Here is a 23,515-nt window from a genome sequence, read left to right as displayed (position 1 = left end):
TTCCACGCCTGCATATAGGTCTCCTGCACCAAATCCTCCGCCTCTTCCCGCTCCCCAACTATCCGGTACGCGCTCCGGTATAAATCTCCCATATACGGCAGCGCCTCCTGCTCAAAATTTTCGGTTGCTGAAACGCCCTGAGTGAGTTTTGCATTTGTATTCAACATTGTTTACCTCGTTGGTCTGTCGCTATCCGATAAACCTTGTTGGTTTACCGGGCAGCATCAATCGTTGTGTAAAGGCGCGGTCGTAAAATTGACTTTGTATTTTTTTGACCAGATGGTAACCGCGCCAAATTTGTTTAAGTCGAGACTATCGGGAATGGCGAAGCTTTGATGACCGGTGACACTTTTCAACCTGCCCAGTGAAAAGGTCTCGGCGCTTTCAACGGTTTCATTCTCTAAGGCATCGCGAGCGCCAATGAGCAGAACTTCTAAATTTTCTCCCTCGCCTGTGCTAAACTCTGAAAGTTCGAGTACCCGCTCACCAGTGAGCAGGCGATAGATCATCACGTTGCCTTCGCCTTGATGGGCAACCTGATGAAATTTACCTGAAGCAATGATCTGTTTTTTAATACCTTGTTGCATAACGAATTTGAAAGTTGCGAAGAACACCAGTCCGAGCGTAATTACGAAAACGGTTGTAATGGTAAATTTTTTTACTTTCATTTAACCCGACCACGCATTTAAAAGTTCGTTTCTTCGTGACCGTGTGAACTATACTAAGAGGCGATGTTGATGTCTTAAACGAAAGCCAATTTGCGGTTAAAAAAAATCTTAAAAAAATTTAAATTCATCTATGGCTCAGAAAATACGAGAGTTATACGAGTTCGGTGATTATCAATTGGATGTCGGCGAACAACTCCTGTTGCGCAATGGCGAAGTTGTGCCGCTCAAAGCCAAGGTCTTTGATACGCTCGTATTGCTCGTAGAAAATGCCGGACGATTGCTTGAAAAAGAGTGGTTGATGCGCGAGCTTTGGCCGCAGAGTTTCGTTGAAGAGGTCAATCTCAATGTCAATATATCGACCTTGAGGAAGGTGCTTGGCGAAAGCGCCACCAAACCGCAATACATTGAAACGGTGCCCAAGCGCGGCTATCGTTTCGTCGCTCAAGTCACTAAAAAAATTATTGATGAAACACCCACAGAAGTTTTAAATGACGCCTCCGCCGAAGCGAAAAATTCGCTGGCTATCGCTGCCGAAGAAATCAATGAGCCGTCAAAATATGTCACCAGTCCTTTGTTGGAATTAGATTCGCTTACTGGCAAAGCACCGGATTTAAACTCCGAAAAAGAGATTAAGCCTGCTGAAAAGGGTTCGCTATTGCCAACGATTTCAAGATGGCAATTGACCATCGGTGCGACATTATTACTTGGCGTGATAATTGCCGGAGTCTATTTTGCAGTTTCCTCGAACTCGAAAACCAAAATAGCGAATTCGCTAAGGGTTCAAACGATAGCGGTTTTGCCGTTTAAAGCGACAAGCACGGATGAAGCCAATCAGGCGCTTGGTTTAGGAATGGCGGATGCGCTGATTAACCGTTTGGGGAAATTCAAAGAAATCAATGTCAGACCAACCAGCACGGTTATGAAATATTCCGAACGCGAAACCGACCCGATTGCCGCAGGTCGAGAGTTGGGAGTTGATGTGGTGCTCGCAGGTTTGGTTCAACGCTCCGATAAAAATGTTCGCATCAGCGCGCAACTGTTTCGGGTGTCGGACGGCACTTTGTTATGGGGCGACAAGTTTGATGATTTCTTCACCAATGTATTCGCTTTACAGGATTCCATATCCGAACGCATGGCTAAAGTCTTATCGTTGCAACTCACCATCGACGAAAAACGGCTGTTGACCAAACGTTACACCGAAAACACCGAAGCCTTTCAGTTGTATACGCAGGGGCAATATTTTCATTTCAAATACCAGTTTCCCAAGGCGCTTGAATACTATGAGCAGGCGATTAAAAAAGACCCGGATTACGCGCTCGCCTATGCAGGATTGGCTGCCAATTATATTGCGCAGGCGGTGATTTCGCCGAATCGCCAGGAATTGCGCGATAAAGCGGTGGCGGCTATCGATAAAGCCTTGAGTCTGGATGCCAATTTAGGTCAGGCATATAACGCTCTGGGATGGGGAAAGTATCTGTTGGATTGGGATTGGGCTGGGGCTGAACAGGCTTTGCAACGGGCGATTGAACTCAATCCCAATGACAGCGAATCACACAGTAATTATTCGGTTCTGCTTTCTACACTGGATCGTCGCGACGAAGCCATCAGTGAAAGCGAACTGGCATTGCAACTAGACCCCACATCAAGCGATACGCATTTCCAGCATTTGCTGGTGCTCTATTATGCGCGCCGGTTTGACCAGGCAATCGAACACAGCAAAAAAGCCATTGCCACAGACCCCAATCATCCTTACTGGGGAGGCATCATGATGCGGATTTATCTGGCAAAATCCCTGTATCAAGAGGCGCTCGCGGAAGGCAAGAAGTGGTATAGCAGCGAGAGATTGAAAGCCGAACCGCTGGTCGGTTACGCTCAGGCGCGACTGAATAACCGCACCGAAGCCGAGAAAATTTTACAGAACGTTTTGGGGAAGCCGGAGGGGATTGTCAAAAATTACACCATGGCAACCATCTATTGCGGGATGCACGAAAAAGACCAAGCCTTTGCGTGGTTAGAGAAAAGTTATGCCAGTAAAGATAACGGGATTATCAAAATCAAAGTTGACCCGTTATGGGATGAATTGCGTTCAGACCCGCGTTTTGACGACCTGCTTGGTCGTCTGAATCTGCGCGAGTAACATTTGATAATCCTTGCTTCCAGCGTTTTATTATTCGACTGGCAGAGCTTGCATTTTACCTGTTAGCATTTTCCGTTATGGCGAAAAAAGGCAGCATCTTAATTGTAGATGATGAAGAAGTGATGCGAGATGTGCTTGAGAGTCTGCTCATTGACGAGGGCTTTCAAGTCGCAGTGGCGCGAACCGGCGAAGAAGGCTTGGATAAATTCCAGCAACAATTTTTTGATGTGGTGTTGCTCGATGTGTCGATGCCGGGAATCGGCGGACTGCGCACGCTGGAAGAATTATTGAAAATTGATCGCGACGTCGTAGTCATTATGATTACCGCTTATGCGACCTTCGATACGGCAATTTCCGCCTGGCAGCGCGGCGCTTTCAATTGCGTGCGCAAACCTTTTGATAACCGGGAAATTCTCGGCATTATCGGCGCGGGCGTGCGCCGTCGTCGCAAAGATGAAGAACACCGCGCCTTGAAACAAACCTTGAAGCGCAGTTCCGCAGGCAAAGAGATTGTGGCGCGAAGCGAAAAGATGTTGGAAATTCTTGCCTTCGTCGAACAGGTCGCCCCGGCGCGCACCACCGTACTGGTGACCGGTGAGTCGGGAACCGGCAAAGAATTGATTGCCCGCGCCATTCACAATCAAAGTATCCGTGCCGACAAACCTTTCGTCACCGTAAATTCAGCGAATTTGCCGACCGAACTTTTAGAGTCGGAACTTTTCGGTCACGTGCGCGGCGCGTTTACCGGCGCGGTTGCCGCTAAAAAAGGTTATTTTGAAGTGGCTGATGGCGGCACGATTTTTCTTGATGAAATCGGCACCATTTCGATGGAAACGCAATCCAAACTTTTGCGCGTCATTCAAGAACGCGAATTCACACCGCTTGGCGACACCACGCGCAAACAGGTTGATGTGCGCATTGTCGCGGCTACGAATGTCGATTTGAAACAGGCGGTTGCCGAAGGATTGTTTCGCGAAGATTTGTACTATCGCTTGAATGTGATTTCAATCAATTTGCCGCCGCTCAGGGAACGCAAGGAAGATATTCTGCCGCTGGCGCAACATTTTGTACGCAAATACGCGGCGGAAAATGGCAAGCAGATTACCGAGCAACTCAGCCCCGAAGTGCTTTCGCTGCTTGAAGCTTATCGCTGGCAAGGCAATGTGCGCGAACTGGAGAATGTCATTGAACGTGCCGTCATCGTGGCGCGCAATCAATCCATCACCAAAGATGATTTACGCGAAGAGGTCGTCAATCCACAACTTGCCGCCGCCAAATCGGATGGTCAGAGCAATGCAACGCAAATTGATTTGTCGAATGGCATTTCGTTTTATGATGAAGTGAATCGCTTTCAAATTGATTTGATTCGCCGGGCGCTCGAAATCACCAACGGGCATCAATCGCGCGCTGCGAAATTATTGGGATTAAATACGACGACATTGAATAGTAAAATTCGTTATTACAACATTCGCACGTGACAATTTTTTTCGGCGGATTCTACTTTTTAAATGGTTGAACAAGCGGTCTTCGACCGCGCTACTGCCCTGAGACATTGCAGCCAATCAAGTGATGTGAGGTGTCGCCGTTTAACTTGTCTGCAAATGAAGCGGTCAGTATAATCTCACATTTCGCCGCGAGAGATTTTTGATACTATAAAGCCCATCGCCAATGTTGATTGAACATCTTCAATATGGCCCCTTAGCTCAGCGGTTAGAGCAGAGGACTCATAATCCTTTGGTCCGGGGTTCAAATCCCTGAGGGGCCATCAACCTTCTTTTATATCTATTGTTATCTATTACATTTTTTATTCGAGCCGCAAAGCATCAAGGTAATTTGATAACTAACCAAATCAATCAAATATCATCTACTACGGTCACATACCGGTCACATAGCTTTTAGGATTGATTTAAGATTATGCTCACCCGATTTATTGCCATAAATTCAAACTGGCGCGAAACTCGGCGCTTTCTCGCCGCACATCGAATTTAAGCATCAGCGATTCGACGGATAGCCCTCTGGTCGCAGCTTCCGGCATCCACGCCACTAAGCCAACAATTTCAGCCTGCCGATCCTGCTTGGAAAAATTCCAGCAACAATTACTTTGTCTTCTGAAAATCTCCGGGCGCGGTGTGTGATAAAGGATGTGCGTCAGTTCATGAAACCCGGTGATGACCCGTTCGGAATATTTTAATTGTGAGTTGATGTAGATATAAGGTTCAGCGTCTTCCCAGAGTGCGAGACCATCTGCATCCAGTTCCAGTTCTTCAAGCGTGATGCCGCATTCATCGCAGAGATTCCCCAGGGCATCGAGGGATAATTGCTTTCGATTCCAATCCGGAACCCACTGGCAAAACCGTTCGACTAAGAATCTATCGCTTCTTCGATTTTCGGGATTGTACATCGGCCTTCACCTTTTCAACATCTTTGGCTGAGGCTTGCCCGCGCGTGTACATATATTCAAGCAGTTCGTTTTGTCGTTTTTCAGCTTCCTGTGTTTTCTCTTGTTCCAGACGCTCCCAGAGCGGCAGATATTGTTCGATGATTTCGCTGGCAATCTCGCGCCCCGAACGCCGCTTAAAATGTGCCGCGTTGTCGTTGAGTCGTTTAATCGTCGTCTTTAAGAGACGGATAGTTAGATAGTCTTTTTCTGTACTCATTTTGGTTTGTCACCCCCGCGAAAATTCAAACGAATTAGAGAACAATTCACCGCAGATGTCAACTAATGTAGATTTATGTATATTTACACATAAATAAGCATATGATAAATTATTGACATGAGGAAAAGAGAGAAATACAACCCGAAACCTATCGTTTTTTATCCGCCTGATTCCCAGCGTGAGTTTCTGGAGAAATTTGCCGAAGAGAAAAAGCTTAAAAACCTTCAGGCAGCAACCATTGAATGCGTTCGCCAGGTTCAACTCACCAAGGAAGCGGCGGCAGGCAAGTAACTTTTTTACGGAAGGACAAACCAAATGACACTTGAAGACATTATTCAGAAAGCCGGGGAAACCCATGCGAGAGCCGAGCACCCGCAGATCAAACAAGCCGCTAAAGCGATTTTTCACTTTGCCCGCGCTGCTAAATTCGCAGCCTGTGGCGAAGGCTTTTACGGCGAGAAGTTTTACAAAAAAGATGACGCTTTGAGCGCAGAAATCGATGAGCGTAAAAAAGCGACCGCCGAATTTAATGCAATCCGCAATTCGCAGGAGGCTAAAGCCTGCCCTGAAATCCGCAATCCGGAGCCGCCCGAACAACCACCGCTCATTGATAACGTCGTCGAAATCTGCAGCAACTGGAATTGTTCGCGCGACAAACAGCTAACCATTCTCAAACTCTGGAACAAGGCGCTTGAACTCGGTTGCACCGAAAAGGAGCTGCGCGAGGTCCTGAAAGGTTTCCACGTCACTTCACGCAAAGAACTCACCAACTCGCAGGCTGACGAACTGATCAAGTTCCTATCCGACACCATCAATTCGCTGCTGCAAATGCAGAAGGAGGCTCGCAAATGAATGACCTGGTGATTATCGAAGGGATTGCGCTGGCAATCTTCGGGCTTCTGTTTTTACTGCTCGCCGGTTGGATTGATCGCCGCGCCGCGCGTAAACGCCAGCGCGACATCAACGCGCGCTTTTACCGCTATCGCAAATATTAATCTTCGCCACGCCTGCGTCTAAGGCTTTCCATACAAATCACAGACGCCGGCGCTGGCGTGGCAAGCGTTATTCCCCGCGCCCGATTCAGCAGAAGAAAATCTTCCAGTGTGCATAGGTAGGGCGCGGGGAATCTTTTTGAGGTTCCGATGCAGTTTGAAGACTGGGAATCTGACCCCGAAGAAAATCCCATCGAGTGCAAACTTTCGCAAACCCCTGCGGCGATTCGCAAGCGGCGCTCAAGAATGACGAATGCCGAACACGCCCGTCGGCGCTGGATCATTGACCGCCATACCCAGAGAGCCAAACGTTTCGGCTCTACAGGTTCATTCACCTGGGAAGAGTGGGAAGCGGTGTTGAAAGCCCACAACTACGCCTGCGCTCGATGCGGCGCAACCGATTCGCTTTATGAGCGATTGCAGATTGACCACATCATTCCGCTGCAATGCGGAGGCACGAATACCGCAGACAATCTGCAACCGCTCTGCCCGTCCTGTAACAACTGGAAACGCACCAAGGCGATTGATTACCGAAAGGAGAAACCCAATGTTTATGCTCACCCGAGTTGTGCAAATGAGAAAGCGCAATAAGCGTTACCACTGTGGGCGCAAAGTTGGTTATCAATCATCGCATAACGCGCAAAACGACCTCGACAGATTAGCCGAGCGCCGGAACGATTCGGGACTCATTGTCTACCACCACGGCAGATGCAAAGGCTACCACGTCGGACACAAAGAAAAAGACAGGAGAATCAATTCATGAACGTAAACACTATTTTAATTACTCGCGAAGAAGCCGAGCGCAAGCTTGACCAATACAAATCCATCACCGCAAAGAAGCGCGTTGCCGAAGATGACAAATTGCAGTCACTCTATGCAGCAGTTTCAAAAGGCGCGCGCGTCTTAAATCTTGCGCAGGCTTTCAAGCAAACCGGATTGAATGAACAGCAACAGCCAAGGCTTGCCATCGCCCGCGCCGACTGGAAAACGGTTTTCTGTTTCCGGAATCCTTACACCCGCAATCACTCACACTCGCCGCACACTGTAGGCTTTACTGATTCAAACCGCTGGAATATGTACGCCTCCGCGCGAAATATTCTTTTACCGGCAAACACTTTCGCTTTTCGCATGAGACAAGCTACTTACGGAAGCACCTATGATGTGGACTGGTCAATCCTTCGTTCAGCGGTTCCGCATATCCCGCCTGCCTGCCGACCAAAGAACGGGCTGCACAACTACCACATCCTTTTTGAAGTTGAGAAATGGGAAAAAGAATACCCGGTTGACCCGTTTCTGATGCGCCAAATTTCAGGAATGCTTTTTGTCATCGAAGCCGAATGGGAACTCACCCCGCTTGAAGCGTCTTTATTGTCCTCGATGACTCAGGGGAATTAGATCAATGAGTTGGAAAGCCACTGCTCACGTTAAAGAACTCACACATGCGCCGGGCGGTGAACCGCTTACCCGTTCGGAAAAACTGTTGTTACTCATTATTGCCGACTATTACAACGACGAAAAAAAATGCGCCTGGGCGAGTGTGCCAACCATCGCAGAAAACGCTTTGCTCTCTCAACGCCGGGTTCAGCAGGTCTCACGATCAGCCGAGATGAAAGGCGTCCTACGGGTTACGCATCGCAACGGCAAGAGTAATGTCTACCGGCTGCCGACGCTCGACGGTTCAAACGGTGAACCGCAGGGGGGTGAAATAATTTCACCCCTGAAATCCGCTTCACCCCCAGGGGTGAAATCCGCTTCACCGGGGGGTGAAATTTTTGACGAGGGGGTGAAATCCACTTCACCCCATGGGGTGAAACATGTTTCACCCGAACTAATATTAGAACCACAAATATTAGAACCACAAAAAGAACCCCCACCCAGAACCGGGGGGTGGTCAAAATACGATTTGGAAACCTGTCGCCGCTTCGCGCACTGGCTTTACCAAACCAATCAGGGAATCCATAACCCCGAAGGCTTCGCCCGCGATTGCTGGATGACCGGGCTTGCCGACAACCGCATAGATGAATTCTTACGCGATGAGCAATTAAAGCCTCAGGAGAAAATTCCCGCTGATATTTGCCGCGAGTGCGGACGCGCTACGGTCTGCGAGGATGAATTGTGCTGGCTGAAAACAATGACGAAAGGAGCCGCCTGATGAGAAGGGAACCCCTAAAAAGAAATGAGCATTCGCAGATGTATGGAATGTCTTTACCACAAGGAAAAACCTGCAAGGATTGCGTTCACTTCAAAAAATGCAATGCGATGTTTGGGCACATCGAAGAAGACGAAACCTGTGACTGGTCGCCGAGTAAGTTTCAGGAGAAAAGGACGGCTTGATATGAAACAATCCATGCAGGTTCTCACTTCACAACTCACCGACGAATGGTACACGCCACCATTTTACATCACCCTGGTAGAGCAGGTTCTTACTGTGATCGACCTTGACCCGGCATCTAGTGAAAAAGCGCAGCAATGGATTCAAGCAAGGCGCTATTTCACCAAAGAAGACAACGGATTAATACAAACATGGTGGGGCAAAGTTTTTCTAAACCCTCCCTATGGAAAATCCGAAGGGAAAAGCAACCAGGCAATTTGGGCGAATCGCTTACTTAAGTTTTACGAAAAGGGTCTGGTCGAAGAAGCGATTCTGTTAATCAACTCCGCGCATGGCTATAAGTGGTATGAGAGTTTATGGACGCGCTACCCGGTCTGCTGTGTCCGCGAGCGCATTCATTTCGTAGCTGTGGATGGAAGCATAGATGGGCAGTCAAAGAAAGCGCAGACCTTCGTGTACTTTGGTCGAAATATCACCCGCTTTCAAAAAGTCTTTTCTTCAATCGGGCGAGTGTTATTACCGGAACAATGAAAAAGCGATCTTAGTACCAGAGGTGCTTCAATGGTTCGTCTGCCTAATTATGGTTTAGCACAAGTTCTATATTGGTCTACATAGAAGACCATAGATTACGAAGCCAACCGTCTCAACAAAAATCATTGCTACTGTTATTAACCTAACTGGATGTTGATATAAAGCAAACCAATCATCAAGCTTATTAACGAATTTGACGAGTGGGGCAATAAGTCGTAGAAGTAATACAGCAATGACAAAAAGGTAAAATAAAAAGGAAGTAAAAAATGTACTCCAAAAGAGAATTCCTATCCATGGCTCTGATCCTTGGAACTTAATTGCTGAAATAAGGTTCACCCAATTGACATTAGATATACCAGGAAGTACCAAATAAATTAGACCCGAGAGCAATAGATCCGCAATAAGAACGCCTAAAATACCTAAAATAGGTAAACCCCTACTAAGGGTTAGTACCCATCGGGTTTCCAGTAAAGATATGGCGTCACCAAATATGTTAAATGCCACTGTAGCTAATATAAGTGGGCCAACTTTCTCAAAATCAACTACAAAACTATTAGCCGCAGAAGGAAACATTAATGCCAACAACCCAATAAAAATCATGGAAGATGCTATAGCACGGAGTGGAGAAACGGGCATATATTTATCATTAACCCTTGATATTGCTACAACCGCTGGAACCCCGATACCAGAACCAAATGTAATTGCTGCAATATTCTTAAAAGTCATTCCCATACCATGTGCAGTCATTATTGAGGCAAATGTATAAAGGGTTACGCTTAAGGTAGCCATAATAACGGACATTGCAAATTGTTTGTTCCTTATGAGAATTCGCAAAGGTGTATCACTATAAGTTTCCCTTCTGAGAAGAAGATTAAAATCAACTTGAAGTATCAGTGTTAGTCCTATAGCAATCACAAAAGCAATCACAAGTATTTTTTCCATTGCTGGCACTTGAATCTCAAAGGTTCGTAATACAATCCGAGCCAAAATGAGAATGAGGTATGTAAGTAATATTCCTCGCCATATGATTCTACTTAATTCAGGTCTGCGCCACTTATAGAAATAGTCAAAAATTGCTGTAAAGGCAGTTTCAACTGAATGAAACCATTTGGCGGGATTAGATCTAAACTGGGTAGCTAAGCTTTCACTCAATTTAATACGGACATCCTCAACCAACCAAGTATCCGCAGCAGCTCCCATTGTTACTATTGTTCCTGTAACTCCTAACCAAGACATGAGTAGGCTGAACATAGTTCAAATCTCCGGATTATTAACCAGGATGCTTCTTTAGGTTAAAGAGTTAATTTTTACTTTGGTTATTAATAAAGACTAAACTGGATTACAACCAGATTTATGATCTTTATTACTAAGATGAATAGGATTCTATCCAACTTAATTCTTACATTGAGTTAGGTGCAATCTCACACAACCACACATTTTAGGTAATATTGAGTCATTTATTAATTAGGATAAATATCTTAAACGGGTATTAGCGTAATGCCACCAAAGATTATGATTCAAAGTGGAATTTGTCAATTAATTTCAAATTTATAGATTTGTTGATGATAAATAATACCTAATCACCATTAGTCCCGTTAATATCTTCACCAACTTGACCGTTATTTTCTTTTGAATTTTGTATGGATGACAAAAAGCTCTCAATATGTTTTTTATCTTTATCTGATAAAAAAGAAGATTGAAACTGTCTGGCAAGTCTTTCAAACTCAGCAAGATCATATTTTTTTTCAAGGCTTTTTATCTCATAAACACTTCCACCGTATGCATCACCTTTTCGATAAAAATCTAATATAAACAAAAAATTACTTTTATTTTGTACCTCAGTATTTATGTATTCCTTGAATTTCAACCTATCAGCATCCGATTCAGCTAGATAATCCCACATGAGTAGCACTTCTCTTTTTTCGTCAAAGTCCTCAAGATCAAATAGGCTTTTTCCTTCTTTTTGGAAAACCTGCACTAGCCGATCTAGTGCTTTTTCCTTGAGCTTAGAGAAATCCTGATTATTGAAAATATGTTGATATTTCTTTTCGGTTGAAGGTATGCATTGTTCAAAAAAATAAGCGGCAAAGGCAATTGATGGTGTTTTAAAGATTATATCTTCTAAGATAGGCTGTATGTTGTTGGATTCTACCTTTGTGTTAATCAGATGCCCGGTTAAAAGTAAAGCCCATCCTAGCTCAGTCCATATCCCCTGAAAAGACATGTCATACCACTCTTTGGAAGGCATTGAGCCTGCAAATTTAAATGGGTCTTTGTAAATAACTCTAATTACCGGCAAGGCTACTTCTGATTTGACCTTTTCCAAATACGCCCCTACGAGGTTTTTAAAAAATGGAATTAACTTCCCCTCACTTTTTATTTTAATAAGGTCATTATTTATTAAATCTTCGACACCTTCGACCTTTGATCCGTTCCATCCACTAATAATTTTTTCAATCTCAGAATTAGAGATAGTAGCTATGGGAGTTTTGAGGAGAAAATATTTTTTGAATGCTTCTGGATTGGAAATCATTTTTGTTTGTGAAATAGCGTCAACTGGATTAAAACGCCTCGTCGAATATGTTGAAAATAAACTATCAATTTCGGGAAACAAAAAGCCAAGGATTCTAAGTATTTCAGCTCTCTCTCTAACACCCTCTAATAGAGTATTAATATGATCTTTCTTAAGGTCTTTTTGTTTGGTTTTATCAAATGACAATTGCCGGAGTGGCGAGGAAAAGAAAATCTCATCATCGGCATCTAAATAACTCCAACGATTTTGCCAAATATCATTATAAATTTTAACAAAATTGATTCGTATTACTTCCAAAACAAGAAAATCTGATATATCTACTTCATCTTTCAGTACAGCTAGAGTTGGTAAAACAGAATTTAAATATCTTTTGATTGTTCGCAAATTTTTGAAATGACGTCGGAGTAAAGTTGGATAGATATTTCTAAATTGTTTTCTGAATAATTCTACCCTATTTTCTTCGGTACTGTGTTCAATAAGAAAGCTTTCAATTCGAGAGATCAGAAATTTATCAAGTACATAAGGCTCTATTGACGGTAAAGGAATAGGATTCTGTATGATTTTTTCTAAGTATGTTTTATCAAGATTTAATTCTTCAAGATATCTCCCAACCGCCCGATCACTATAGCTCAACAAGAAAATTGTATTCCTAAAACCTGCATTAAGGCGCACAAGTTTTAACACAAAATGAAGTTCTTCAGATGGTAAGCGATCTAAATCATCTATGATAATTAGAATCTTTTTCTTAGTCCGTTCAATATAGAATTCTATTCTCTCTTTAATTTTATCAAGTGTATCTTCGTCGGCTGCGAATTTAATTTTCAGACCAAACAATGAAAATTCAGGGCTAACATTTTGTTGATATTTCTTAATCGTTTTTTTGAAACCAGGAAAAATAAATTGATCATTGATAACTTGTTCGACGCTTTTATATAGACCATTAAGAATTTCATCCTGAGTTTTAAAATACCAAGGATCAAAATCAGTAATTAAAAAATTATGATTATTTTCAAATTTCCTTTTCAGTAAATTGAGTACAGAGGTTTTTCCCTCACCCCAATCTCCTGAAAGTCCAAAAACATAAGCTGTGGGTGATGTAACTGCTGTAATTAAATTGTAAAGGTTTGCAACAAACGGCTCTCTATCGAGTAAATCTAAGTCATCTTTTCCAAGAGGGTCATCAGAAAGTGAATTTGGGTTTGTTTTTAGCTGATTATTTTGCTTTTTGTTAATCTTTTTATTTGCATTAGAGATTATAAAAAAAACGGAACCGATAATCATTGATGTTATAAGAAAACAAATAAAACTAAGCTTAACCCTGCATAACCATAGAATAGTAAAAATCAGAAAAAACCAAATAAAATAGTCTAAGGATACGAATCTCAGTCCTTCGGATTTAAGGGTGTTGATCCAGCGTATTATGTAAGATTTTGCCAAATTCCAAGATAAAATCAACAATAATAAAAGAAGAGATAAAACACCAATATAATAATAATTGGTTAATTTACTAAAGAAATTTTGAATAATAGGGTCTAAATTTATTGACGCTGGAATAAATGAGGCAGCCGCGATTGCTAATAAATTGATACAAAATAGAGAAAATGAATTAGATAGAAAATAGGTCTTAATTTGACCAAAGAATATTTTCATGTATTTTGCCTTTATAAGATTCTTATTGGAAAACGTGTGACAGTTTATTTCTACCCCGAAAAATATGTCAATTTATTATGAGAGAAATTAAATCACCAAGCTTTGAAAGGCGGTTCAATTTAGTGTTTTGTTTCATGAATAAATCCCTTTTTACGAACTTCGACCTTTGACCGGAAATAAACCTTGCGCGCTCCGCTCGCACCAGGGTTTAAAACAAACCCCTCGCTGAAAATTTTCAAAAACATTTTTAAAAATTTCTGCAATCGAAATTCTCCCAGCTTTCCGCCTTTAAAATTTTTCGCGCCTTAATTTCAAGAACTTTTTTAAGAATTGACGAAGAAGCGATTTCTAATAAAATGCACGAAGGTTATTCATGAAGATGATTATTTATCAGTTGATCATATCCACTAAAATCCAACATCAATGGAGAGTAGATTATGCTTGGTTGGCTTGTCATGGTTTACCGACTGGCTGGCGATGACGCCGCGATGCCCGCAACGAGAGCATCTAAAAGCGGCGAACGCCTCGCGGTGTGGCAGACAGGAATGAATGGACTTGATTGGGTTTATGACCTCGTTACCGAAGGACAAGCCATCAACCTGGGCGGTGATGGTTATCCTTGTCTGTTCACCGCTAAAGCCGAGTACATTCTCCCTCATATTAGTGATGAACCGCCGGATGCAAGGCGATTTTGGGTAGTTCAGGCGGGCGACATTATTACCGAAAATTGGCTGGGGCAGACCGTCCTTAACCATGAGGCTATCAACGCCTGTCCTTCATCTGAGTGGTTGTTGATCGAAGCGTGGGATGAAAGCTAACGGTAGAAAATCCGGTGAACAAATCCAAAGCGGTCTTGCGTGACGCGGTGTGGTGGTTTCAGTGTTGGCTCGTCTGCGTTTCTATTCAGAAACTTGAGTAGCTATTCTCCCTGCATACTTAACCCTTTCCAGGGCAGTTTTAAAATCCTCATATTCAGCTATTTGCTCAGTTAGATCTATTTCTAATTGAAAATCGCGACGAATTTTTGATAGCTCAATTTTAATTTCATCACTTTCAAGGGTATTATCCAAAGCAGATTCAATTTCCTCTAAAAGCACATGCGCTTCTTCCCGTTTGGCTGTTTCCGGATGATCTTTTAGAAATGAATCTTTAGCTCTTTCAACTCGTTGGGAAATCTTAGTGGTTGCAAGTTCCCTCTCAGCTCTTCGTCTAATTTCATTAAGCCTTTTAAATAGTACTTTCATATTAGACTCAAATAGCAGCAAACTTTCATCCTGGGGATTTGTTTTTGATAGTTTTGATATTAAGTCTATTGTAGTTCGAGCAAAACCTACTTTCTCAATATGGTATTCGCCATTTGAAATTTCCACCACGCATTCCTTTATTGCATCGAAAATAGTTTTATCCCCTGTTAAATATGATCTTATTTTTTCTTCGGTTATTTGATTTATCTGTTCTTCATCGGCACCGCAAATTTCTCTAGCATATTCTTTTGATGAATCTATACATACCCTCAACGGAATAAGATCTTCTATTTCTACCAGTGAACTTAAGTGGGGCATTGTAATTTCATTAAGGTCATGAATTTGAAGAACAAAATCGTCTTTTAAAATTTGTTTTCCATGTGCCCCTCCCCGTTTTAATTGTTTTCTAGCCCCATTCCCGCTCGAATCACTATCTAATAGAACAATGACTGCGGGTCGCTCTATATCTCTTCCTCGTGCAAGATAAACTAAATAAGGAATATGAGATGCCGAGCCTGCTGGCACTATCGTGACGTGATTTAAATCTAATGTCTCCAAAATTGAAACTTTGCGACCTAAGAGATGGGATGCCGCGCCAGCAATAAGGATTTGATCTGCCTGACCTTCAACCATCAAATTGCAATTACCGATAAAGGTTGTTTCACCCACAAACGCTCCAAATGCAGATCTCAGAGGTTCATAGTGATTTTTAGAAGCATCCTTTACAACCCGAGTTCCTTCTTCCGCTGCTCCTTTTTCTAAAACTCGAATTCTTTGTGAATGATTTTTATCAATTAGAAAAGGAGAATGGGTTACATATATAACCTGAACAGGCTTCCGATTTGTTTCAGGCGTTGCAAAAGCTTGAAAAATTTTTAAAAGATCCTGTTGAGCTTGACTAGATAAGTATGCATCTGGTTCATCCATCAGGAGGATTTCAGGTCTATCATCTATAGGTTCATGGGAGCAGTATTGAACATAATAGCTTAAGAAATATTTAAGTCCACTACTACGTTCAGTAAAAGAATATTCTGTTTCAGTTTTGTCTCGGATTGTAAAGACAAGGTCAAATTCTCTAGGTGAAACAATAAGACGAAAATCTTTGTCCTGTACCCACCAGTGAGGAAAGTTAAGACTTGAAGAAAGGTGTTCGTTTATTTTTTGAATGATTCCATTTGCGTGTCCTTCTTTACCATTTTTTAGCGCATTGTATAAATCTAATAAAGCATCAGGGTCAATATTCGATACTTTTAAAATAAGTTTTCTTGCCAGCTCTAATTCTTTCTGGCTTTTTTCCCTTTCTTGACGTTCTGCTGGTGTTTCTGGAGCAGAAAAAAATTCTGCCATAGTAGATGCTATGGCTTCAGCTCCGCTTGCTATCAATTGAGGTGTCGCCAAGTGAGGTTTTAGACGAAATAAACTCTCGAATGCTTTGGCACGTTTTTGTCGCCCCAAGGACTCTATTATGCCTTCCCCGGTTGTTGACAAATCCCCAGCAAGATCACGTATGGGTACACTGTCTGGTAGGCCTATATCAGCATCGATATTGATCACCCGTGGCAACAGTTCGTTAAAATTGCTTGCTAACTCACTTGAAATAACATGTTCAGCATAGCCATTATCATGGGGTAAATAAATTATTAATGGATGACGGTTTGTGCGAAACATCAAAAACCGGTCAATTGTAGTTGGTTGAGAGATTCCACAAGCGCGTAAAACATGAGCAATGTCATCCTCAGTTAAATCAACCCATTCAAAGCCAAACTCAGGTAATTTTAACTTACCTTTCTCTACAGTAAAAAATCGTGAATAACGGCAGAAATCTTCACGATTAATATCTTTACCTGATATTCCTTTTTTAATTGCCGATAATAAGTGGCTTTTCCCAGATTCATTAGCACCAACAATTGTTGTTACTTTTCCGTCAATAGGTATTCGGACGTGAGGATACCAAAGACCATCAATCATTTCCCAAGGATTTCTCTGAGCATTTTTATGGTATTTTCTTAGGTAATCAAAATTGAAAGATTTGTAAAATCTGATAAAAACGGTTTTTAAATTCATATCACCTCAAAAACTGGATTAATATTTGTTAAGTATTCTCTTGCTATGGCGGCAAAGTCTATTTCTAGCCAGATAAAAAGTCAATTTAATCTGAATAACTAAGAAGCCTGTTCACGTTTTTTAAAAGTAATTCTATTGGTGTATATTTATGTTAGATAATTATATGAGGAATTGACCTTTATATGCAGTGATTATAATCATAATTTATAGATTATTCCCATTCCGCACGTAAAAAACCGTCGTCACATTCGCTGCTGCGCCGACGGTTTTATAACAGCCTAAACCGACTTCTACATCAGCCGCGCTTGTGACTTGAGTGCCTGCCGGTTCGACTTCTATCCAATCGCTTTCACTACTCGGAATTTGGGATGCGCCATTATTCGAGTAATAGGTGTGAAAGACCGCGCCGGTTCGCTTAATCCTCACAAAGTTTTTTGCCGTCGTATCGATAGACTCATCCTGTTGACCTGCTGATGCGCCGTACTGGTCGAGCCTCACGTTATCCGAGCCGCCTGCATATCCCTTATTGCCGATGTAAACGCCATTCACCGATGCAGCGATGCGCGCGCCGAGATAACCGAAATGCAACTGCGCTCCGGTGAGCGTATTGCTCACGCTGATTCGCGCGAACACATCAAAATCACCGCTCAGGGTTTGATAGACAAACAGCCCGTTCGATGCCAACTGCACCGCAGGGCTTGGCGCAGTGAACTCCACCGAACCGGGACTACTGGTTTCACTGATTGCGCCGCCGTTCAAACGTTGCGACCAGAACGGCTCGAAAAACAGATTATCGAATTCATCGGGAATGAATCGCGGAATCTGTTGCAGGAGGGCTTGCAATGTCGCAGCTTCGGCAATCACCTGTTGCACATTGAAGCGTTGCCCGCGAGCCGCATAATAGAGCGTATCGCCTACCTTGATATCGGCGTCATTCCTTGCGCGCATCTCGGCGCTGATGCCGACTTCCGCGCCGCTTGTGATAATCGCTTTGCGAGTCCCCGCTTTCAACACCTGCAACCACGCCGGATCAATCGTCACATCAGCCACTCCGTACCGCTGCCTTGCAAGCGTCTGCCCGGAGAGTTTCAAACAGAGCAGCACCTTGGTAATTTGCTGATAGATGACTTCGTAAACAAAAAAGCGTTCGCCGGTGGTCTCGTTATAAATTATGTCGCCTTCAATCGTATCGGCGCTTCGCCTTGTCCTGATCGCCATGCGTTGAAAGCCGAGCACATCTTCAGCAAACCCCGACGAGTGCGGATAGAACCAGGTTGCGTCTAAAGTGATCGTTGCTGCCGAGGGACGTTCGCGTTTAATCACATCGGGAAAGATTTCAATGCAGGAAAACAGAAAGTTCGTGTCATCGTAGCCCACATCATAAACAAACAGTTTAACCATCGTGCCGGTCTCGCGCAGGCAATCGCCGATTTTTACATCAAGGCTCTGCTCGACGCGCACATAAACAATCATTCCGAGTTCAACCGCCGAAGCCGATTTCGGCGCGGTCGAAGGTTGCGTATCCAACCACGCCGGGTCAATCACAACGTCCCCGACACCAACGCGAATGCGGGTAAATGAGGTGCGTTTCTCTTTCAGTTTGTAGCTCATAGAAAAATACCGACTCCGCAGACTCACGAAGCCGGTGTGGATGGATTCACAAATCAAGCAGGGCTAAGTTTGCCTGCCTCTTGCGGTATGGATACAAGAGGCAGGCTTGCGACGTGACGCAGCCCATTAGTCACGCCAGCACTCGTTAGGTGATGCGCTTCACCTGATCCGTATCGGCTACCACGCCGGCATAACGACCAAAGCCAGCAATCGCCTCCGAATAACTGTAAATGTCGAAGTCGCCAAACAACGTCAAATCCATACGAATGCCGCCTCGCAGTTTACGTTTCGGCAAAATCACATATGGCCCATCATTCGCGCCCACATAAACCGACTGCACCGGTCGGAAGCGATAGGCGAGTTTCTGCTTGCCCGCAAGCGTCGCCATCGCAACATCCGATTGCGTCGCCAGCGCCGCAAACACATCACCGGCTTTTTCGGCAGGGAAGAGGATGATGAATTCCGTTGAAGGTCCTACCGAATAGCCTTTATTCTTCACGGCTCGCAAAATCGTCGCCGCCGCTTTATTCAGCTTGGTGATGAGGTCAGCCCCGGTGTTGAAATTGATGGCGTTTGAAAGCGCGGTGATCAGCGAATAGAAATTCGCCGCCTGCTGATCGTAATAGAAAGCCCGAAAGGCAGTGATCAAATCGCCAATCGTCAGATAGTCCTGGTCATCCCAGAACACCCGGTCAATGCCGAGTCCGCCGCCATACATATCATAAGGGGTTGACGTGCTCTCACCGCTTACCTTTTCGAGTTCGACGCGCTGACCGGGCGCTTTCTTTCTGAACTGCAATCCGAAGTTCACATCCAGCGTTTTGAAATCCGACCGGTTGGGCATGTGCTCGGATTTAGCAACGTCGTGAATGTCGAAAATCAACTGCCAGCCATTATCCACTTCGCCGGGAATGACTAAGAATCTTTCGATGAACTGCGCAAGGAATGAGCCTGCCGGAAAATCGCCGCTCACCGTCATCTCTCTGACCTGCGCGGGGTAACGTCTGACCATCTCACCCGGCGCGCGCAAAAATTCCTGAATCGCGGCAATCGCTTTCAGGCGTTCAAGCGGGTTGCCGTTTCGCCATCCGTGCAGGCAACGCTCCATATCGAAAGTTGCCGAGTTCGCCTGTCGAGTAGTGGCTTGCTGGAATTCCTGAATGCGCGCCGCGCCTAAACTCCGTATTGCCCGCTGGGCGCTGTCGAGAATCGGGCGACCGATGTTTTGCTGAGTTTGAAAATTCATTGCTTCATTTCTCCTGTGGTGGGCTGCTTTGAAAAATCGAATGTGCCGTTTCGCTTAATAGCCGATTGCGACCCAGGACACCGTCTCTGTGTTGTTTGTCGAAGCAATCAGCGTCGGGTCTGAACCGTCAGTCTTCCATGCAAAAATCTCAAGATTGCCGCCGCTAAACGTCACCGTTACTTGTACCGGGTCATCGCCAGGTGATGAGTTCTTTAGAATTGAGGCAGTCGCCCCAAAGATGGTTGTCAGTCCGGTTACAACCGATACTGGATTCGCGCCATCCAGTAGAACGGTTCCGCCCAAAACCTGCGGTTGTGAATCCTGATTGAACTCTATCAGCAACGAGTCGCCCACCGAAACGCCGCCGCTCAAATCATTCGCTTCAAGGCAGATTCCAATACACAGCCCTTTCATCAGATTTGATACTTTCACTCCATCCCAATAAATGCGCTGTCCCTGAGAGAAGTTCACAGCATCAAGAATCGGTGCACCAGCAACTTCCGTGATGCGCACCATCGGTGCCGCATACACAAACACCGAGTCTTGACCTTCTGCATAAGTGTCAAATGCAAAAACCGCAAGCTTATTGAAAGTTCTCAATTGCCCCCTGGTTACGGCTGTACCATACGCCGGCACCATAAACGTCTTTGTGAGTTCCGACGCGCTTTTCACTTCCAGTTGATCAGCCATTGTACTTCACCTCCTTAGGTAAAAATTCATTGAACTCCGGGCTGCTCAAATCCAGCGTCTCGCTTGTCGCTTGCGGTGGCTTTTCAGGTGGCGCAGCCGGTGGTAAAAGCGTACTCGCTGTTGCGGGTGGTGTTGCGGGTGGCGTAGCTGTTGGTTGCGTGACCGTCGGCGCGGGTGGTGGCGCGATGCCTAAATCCGCAGCCGTGATGCCGGCATCCTTGATTGCCTGCACAAGCTGTTCTTTCGTCAGTTGCGACGTTGCAGGCGGGGGTGCTGGTGGCGTTGCAGGCGGCGTTGCAGGCGGTGGATCATCGCCACCGGACGCGCCACCATCGGGCATAAACTCGGTAATCAGCGCGACTCTTGCTCCCGCAAATCCCGGCGTCTGCTTGCGCGAATCTCCGAGCACAACCGCTGTCGCGTTCAAAACATCCTCGACAAAATGCCGACCACCTTCTTCGACGATTTCAACTTCGGCTTCGACCGAGCACACATCGCGTTCGCCGCTTCGTATCAATTCCCGAATCTCGCCTTCGTAGATGTAGCCCACCGCTTTAGAAGTCATCAGTCCGCTTTCTTCGGTTGTTCGCGAATGCACCACTTCACCGCAAGGCGTTCGCGCGTCCTGATTGCCGTGATAAACCAGTCCACCATCGAAAATCTGCGCAGAGTTTCTACCTGAAGGATTCAATAACTCCGAGAGTCTGCGAATCACCCGCTTGCCCCATTCTTTAGCCTTCGCGCCAAGCCCGACAATCTCACCGCGACTCACGCCTTCGTGTCCGACGGTCATTTCAACGAACATCGGCGTCGCGTCTATCGCTTGAATCGCCGCAAGCCTCACGGGTCCTATGAGCGCGCTCACTGCATTGCTCTGGAGTTCCTGAATGTTTGCTCTTACTGCTACGGTCTGTCTCATCGTCACCTCATTACTTGATTCGTTGGCGCGCACACTCGCCGCCAACAAAATCACCGCAATTAAAATCAAAGAAAATTTTTTCATCTTCGCCTCGTATTGTGGGCTGCTTGATAAAAATTGTAGAAACCAACCCCTGAACGAATCCCGCCAATGACCACCTTCAAACGATTCAAAAACTGACGCGCGCGTGGAAACTTCCATTCAACAATTTTGAATGCTCCCCACATCGCAACCGTCACCGTCAGGTTGCGCTTCACGTCAAACTTTCCCTTGGCGTCTTTGTATAACGGGTTGGACTCCACGCACCCCTTGCACATCCCACTACTCACCATGTCCAACCCGCTCCCCACAAAATAGACTGCATCGGCTGGCGTAAATTGAAACTTCTCAGCGCGCTTGCGGCTCGCCTGTTGAGCTGTACAAGTCGCCGTTATCAAAAATAAAAATAAGAGCGTGAATAACAGTTTTAATTCAGTGCTTCGTTTCATTGTGCCTCTTTATGGATAGACGCGGATTTCAACGGGCGTATTGAAAAGCGTATCGTCGATACTATCCGCGCCAGCATTAATGACCTCAACAATCACTGTGTTGAGGTCTAACCACAATGCGAGGTAAAAATTTGAGGCTTCGCTGTTGTTTTGGGTAAACAGCACGGTTTTATTCTGCGGGAAGGCATTGTTGAGCGTGCCTTTATAAACACCTGCTCCGAACCGACTCCAAACGATTTCACCGAGCGTGTTTTCCAGCACCGTAACCACCGGCGCATTCGTCCCTGTCTGCGTGAGTAGCGCGACATACTTTTTCACTTCGCTCACCTCCGAAGTCTTCAAGGTTCCGGTTTCTTCATCGTAGACCCGGTTTAAAATCTGCTCTGCGCTTAAAAATTCTGTGCTCATTGAATCACCTCACTCTCGCCATTCGCCGGGCGCGTTATGTCATCGGCTTTAGCTCGACCAAGCGCGCGCGGCGTTCCGCCTCTGAGTTTGGTTTCCGCTATCACCTTGGCGGCTTCGGTCTTCTCATCAATCGAAGGAACTTTAGAAAGGAAGGTTTCAAGCGTGATTGCGCCATCCAGATAAAGCGGGAACCAGAGTTCAATGATGCGCTTGTACGCTTCTTCGCTCACCACCTCAATATCAACGCGAGCGCCCACCATCGAAAGCCCACCGCTCGTGACCTGATTAAACATCGCCATCGCCCGACCAACTAAATCCGTGAAGCCTTGCGACCATTCAGCTTGCTCGATTTCGCTCACGTTGATAAACATCGCCTTGATGTCATCGGCAACCGCGCGATTGTTGAGCAGATCCGCGAACCCGAAATAATGAACCGGCACGCCCGTATGTCCGGCGATAATTTTTGCATTACAGCTAATCTCTTCGAGCATCGAGGTATAAGGTCCATAACCCAACTGCAACACCTGCCCATCGCCAGCCCCTGCAAGCGGATCGCCCCATTTCCAGTTGATTTCCTTGAGTTGCGCCTGAAACGCTTCTGCGGTGTTTGAATCGTCAAACTTCCAGTAAGAGGTAGGCTTCGAGAACTTGTCGTTGATGCTGCGCCACGAACCGAGCGCCACGTCCAGATTCTCTATTTGATTGAGTATTCCGGCGAGCAATGGCGTTCCCTCGTAGCTGTTCAAGCGCGTGTCAAACTTGAAGAAAGCAAACTGCTCTTGCCTTAACTTCTGCTCACGGTGTCCGACCTGATAATCAACGCTCAAAATGTTGCTATAGTCGAACGGGTCGGAATTAACGTCATAAGAAGTGTCGAGCCACGACAGGAAACGAACGCGGGGAATGTTATCCGTTGAAGGCAACAGCGCCAGCAGAATTTGCCCTTCAAAGCACCGTTCACGCGCCAGGTGTTGCAAGTAGCCAAGCCCAAGGCGATTAACTTCAAAGAATTTTTTGACAAACTCTTTTTCGGCTTCGCCACCAACAAAATTCAACCCACGCCCAACCGTAAACGCCGAGCGCGTGTTGATAATGTTCTTGACCAGTTGATTGCCGAGCACTGCTTGCCCGCGATATTTGCGAATGGTTTCGGCGGCCTGTGAAGCCCGCGAAAGGTATTTGTTGGCGTTGGAGTTTCCTCTGAACTGCTCAAGTTCCAGCAAAACCGAGCCGAGCGATTGAATACCGAACTCGCGCACCCGTTCACGCCGACGCTTGAAGGTGATTTCAAACCTGCCTAACTTCATTAGCCAGATTTATACAACAGATAAGTTTTATAAGTAAA

Annotated in this window: 26 protein-coding genes and 1 tRNA gene; 13 read left to right on the top strand and 14 right to left on the bottom strand. The window is 45.2% G+C overall.

Translation table 11 applies throughout. From position 1 onward, the window contains the following. Together AB1757_21430 and AB1757_21425 are read right to left on the bottom strand one after the other, a co-directional pair. Positions 1-92: sigma factor (locus AB1757_21430; protein ID MEW6129616.1), on the bottom strand; the 92-nt coding region annotated here is incomplete at its 3' end. A gap of 132 nt (positions 93-224) precedes the next feature. Continuing rightward, entirely contained in the window at positions 225-668 is a 444-nt protein-coding gene (locus AB1757_21425) for a DM13 domain-containing protein (protein MEW6129615.1), read from the bottom strand. A 130-nt stretch (positions 669-798) separates the two neighbouring features. Between AB1757_21425 and AB1757_21420 the strand changes: the two genes are divergently transcribed. The 3 genes from AB1757_21420 (at position 799) to AB1757_21410 (ending at position 4,570) form a co-directional block, all read left to right on the top strand. After that, the gene (locus AB1757_21420; protein ID MEW6129614.1) at positions 799-2,805 is read left to right on the top strand and encodes a winged helix-turn-helix domain-containing protein; all 2,007 of its coding nucleotides are present in this window, start codon (positions 799-801) and stop codon (positions 2,803-2,805) included. A gap of 77 nt (positions 2,806-2,882) precedes the next feature. Then, entirely contained in the window at positions 2,883-4,283 is a 1,401-nt protein-coding gene (locus tag AB1757_21415) for a sigma-54 dependent transcriptional regulator (protein MEW6129613.1), read from the top strand. A 214-nt stretch (positions 4,284-4,497) separates the two neighbouring features. Next, positions 4,498-4,570, top strand: a tRNA-Ile gene (locus AB1757_21410). Positions 4,571-4,732: 162 nt separating this feature from the next. On the opposite strand, the gene AB1757_21405 is transcribed toward AB1757_21410, so the two are convergent. Then, a complete protein-coding gene (locus tag AB1757_21405) occupies positions 4,733-5,206 on the bottom strand; it encodes an ImmA/IrrE family metallo-endopeptidase (protein ID MEW6129612.1) in 474 nt (157 codons plus the stop codon). Next, positions 5,175-5,462, bottom strand: coding sequence for a hypothetical protein (locus tag AB1757_21400; protein MEW6129611.1), 288 nt, complete (start codon positions 5,460-5,462; stop codon positions 5,175-5,177). The genes AB1757_21405 and AB1757_21400 overlap by 32 nt, the downstream gene beginning before the upstream one ends. Before the next feature lie 117 nt (positions 5,463-5,579). Here AB1757_21400 and AB1757_21395 point away from each other — a divergent pair, with 117 nt between their 5' ends. The 9 genes from AB1757_21395 (at position 5,580) to AB1757_21355 (ending at position 9,317) form a co-directional block, all read left to right on the top strand. Beyond that, entirely contained in the window at positions 5,580-5,753 is a 174-nt protein-coding gene (locus AB1757_21395; GenBank protein ID MEW6129610.1) for a hypothetical protein, read from the top strand. A 24-nt stretch (positions 5,754-5,777) separates the two neighbouring features. Further along, positions 5,778-6,314 (top strand): hypothetical protein, encoded by a 537-nt coding sequence (locus AB1757_21390; protein ID MEW6129609.1) that lies wholly within the window; start codon positions 5,778-5,780, stop codon positions 6,312-6,314. Then, the gene (locus tag AB1757_21385) at positions 6,311-6,457 is read left to right on the top strand and encodes a hypothetical protein (GenBank protein ID MEW6129608.1); all 147 of its coding nucleotides are present in this window, start codon (positions 6,311-6,313) and stop codon (positions 6,455-6,457) included. Before AB1757_21390 ends, AB1757_21385 begins: the two co-directional genes overlap by 4 nt. A gap of 147 nt (positions 6,458-6,604) precedes the next feature. Further along, positions 6,605-7,045, top strand: coding sequence for an HNH endonuclease (locus AB1757_21380; GenBank protein ID MEW6129607.1), 441 nt, complete (start codon positions 6,605-6,607; stop codon positions 7,043-7,045). After that, entirely contained in the window at positions 7,029-7,217 is a 189-nt protein-coding gene (locus AB1757_21375) for a hypothetical protein (protein MEW6129606.1), read from the top strand. Before AB1757_21380 ends, AB1757_21375 begins: the two co-directional genes overlap by 17 nt. Then, complete coding sequence (locus tag AB1757_21370) at positions 7,214-7,849, top strand: hypothetical protein (protein ID MEW6129605.1); 636 nt, start codon at positions 7,214-7,216, stop codon at positions 7,847-7,849. The genes AB1757_21375 and AB1757_21370 overlap by 4 nt, the downstream gene beginning before the upstream one ends. Before the next feature lie 4 nt (positions 7,850-7,853). Beyond that, a complete protein-coding gene (locus tag AB1757_21365; protein MEW6129604.1) occupies positions 7,854-8,606 on the top strand; it encodes a helix-turn-helix domain-containing protein in 753 nt (250 codons plus the stop codon). Further along, positions 8,606-8,788: a hypothetical protein gene (locus tag AB1757_21360; GenBank protein ID MEW6129603.1), complete on the top strand. Its 183-nt coding sequence runs from the start codon at positions 8,606-8,608 to the stop codon at positions 8,786-8,788. Before AB1757_21365 ends, AB1757_21360 begins: the two co-directional genes overlap by 1 nt. A 1-nt stretch (position 8,789) precedes the next feature. Further along, positions 8,790-9,317, top strand: coding sequence for a DNA N-6-adenine-methyltransferase (locus tag AB1757_21355; GenBank protein MEW6129602.1), 528 nt, complete (start codon positions 8,790-8,792; stop codon positions 9,315-9,317). Between the two features lie 66 nt (positions 9,318-9,383). Here the strand turns inward: AB1757_21355 and AB1757_21350 are convergent, their stop codons facing one another. Both AB1757_21350 and AB1757_21345 read right to left on the bottom strand, forming a co-directional pair. Next, positions 9,384-10,568 (bottom strand): hypothetical protein, encoded by a 1,185-nt coding sequence (locus tag AB1757_21350; protein ID MEW6129601.1) that lies wholly within the window; start codon positions 10,566-10,568, stop codon positions 9,384-9,386. 325 nt (positions 10,569-10,893) lie between these two features. Further along, positions 10,894-13,500, bottom strand: a complete 2,607-nt coding sequence (locus tag AB1757_21345; GenBank protein MEW6129600.1) for a P-loop NTPase fold protein — start codon at positions 13,498-13,500, stop codon at positions 10,894-10,896. Positions 13,501-13,937: 437 nt separating this feature from the next. On the opposite strand from AB1757_21345, the gene AB1757_21340 reads away from it, so the two are divergent. Further along, positions 13,938-14,318 (top strand): hypothetical protein, encoded by a 381-nt coding sequence (locus AB1757_21340; GenBank protein MEW6129599.1) that lies wholly within the window; start codon positions 13,938-13,940, stop codon positions 14,316-14,318. 81 nt (positions 14,319-14,399) lie between these two features. On the opposite strand, the gene AB1757_21335 is transcribed toward AB1757_21340, so the two are convergent. The 8 genes from AB1757_21335 to AB1757_21300 form a co-directional block, all read right to left on the bottom strand. Next, on the bottom strand, positions 14,400-16,808 hold the full coding sequence (locus AB1757_21335; protein ID MEW6129598.1) for an AAA family ATPase: 2,409 nt from the start codon (positions 16,806-16,808) through the stop codon (positions 14,400-14,402). Between the two features lie 204 nt (positions 16,809-17,012). Then, positions 17,013-18,419, bottom strand: coding sequence for a hypothetical protein (locus AB1757_21330; GenBank protein MEW6129597.1), 1,407 nt, complete (start codon positions 18,417-18,419; stop codon positions 17,013-17,015). A gap of 145 nt (positions 18,420-18,564) precedes the next feature. After that, positions 18,565-19,665, bottom strand: coding sequence for a hypothetical protein (locus AB1757_21325; GenBank protein ID MEW6129596.1), 1,101 nt, complete (start codon positions 19,663-19,665; stop codon positions 18,565-18,567). 54 nt (positions 19,666-19,719) lie between these two features. Beyond that, positions 19,720-20,355, bottom strand: coding sequence for a hypothetical protein (locus AB1757_21320; GenBank protein MEW6129595.1), 636 nt, complete (start codon positions 20,353-20,355; stop codon positions 19,720-19,722). Continuing rightward, a complete protein-coding gene (locus tag AB1757_21315; protein ID MEW6129594.1) occupies positions 20,348-21,358 on the bottom strand; it encodes a hypothetical protein in 1,011 nt (336 codons plus the stop codon). Before AB1757_21315 ends, AB1757_21320 begins: the two co-directional genes overlap by 8 nt. Continuing rightward, complete coding sequence (locus tag AB1757_21310; protein MEW6129593.1) at positions 21,355-21,762, bottom strand: hypothetical protein; 408 nt, start codon at positions 21,760-21,762, stop codon at positions 21,355-21,357. The genes AB1757_21315 and AB1757_21310 overlap by 4 nt, the downstream gene beginning before the upstream one ends. A gap of 9 nt (positions 21,763-21,771) precedes the next feature. Beyond that, entirely contained in the window at positions 21,772-22,170 is a 399-nt protein-coding gene (locus AB1757_21305) for a hypothetical protein (GenBank protein ID MEW6129592.1), read from the bottom strand. After that, on the bottom strand, positions 22,167-23,477 hold the full coding sequence (locus AB1757_21300; protein ID MEW6129591.1) for a hypothetical protein: 1,311 nt from the start codon (positions 23,475-23,477) through the stop codon (positions 22,167-22,169). Before AB1757_21300 ends, AB1757_21305 begins: the two co-directional genes overlap by 4 nt. Positions 23,478-23,515: the final 38 nt, after the last annotated feature.

The sequence above is a fragment of the Acidobacteriota bacterium genome, assembly GCA_040754075.1.
In the GTDB taxonomy this organism is placed as follows: Bacteria; Acidobacteriota; Blastocatellia; order UBA7656; family UBA7656; genus JBFMDH01.
This window is presented reverse-complemented; position numbering and strand designations above follow the sequence as displayed.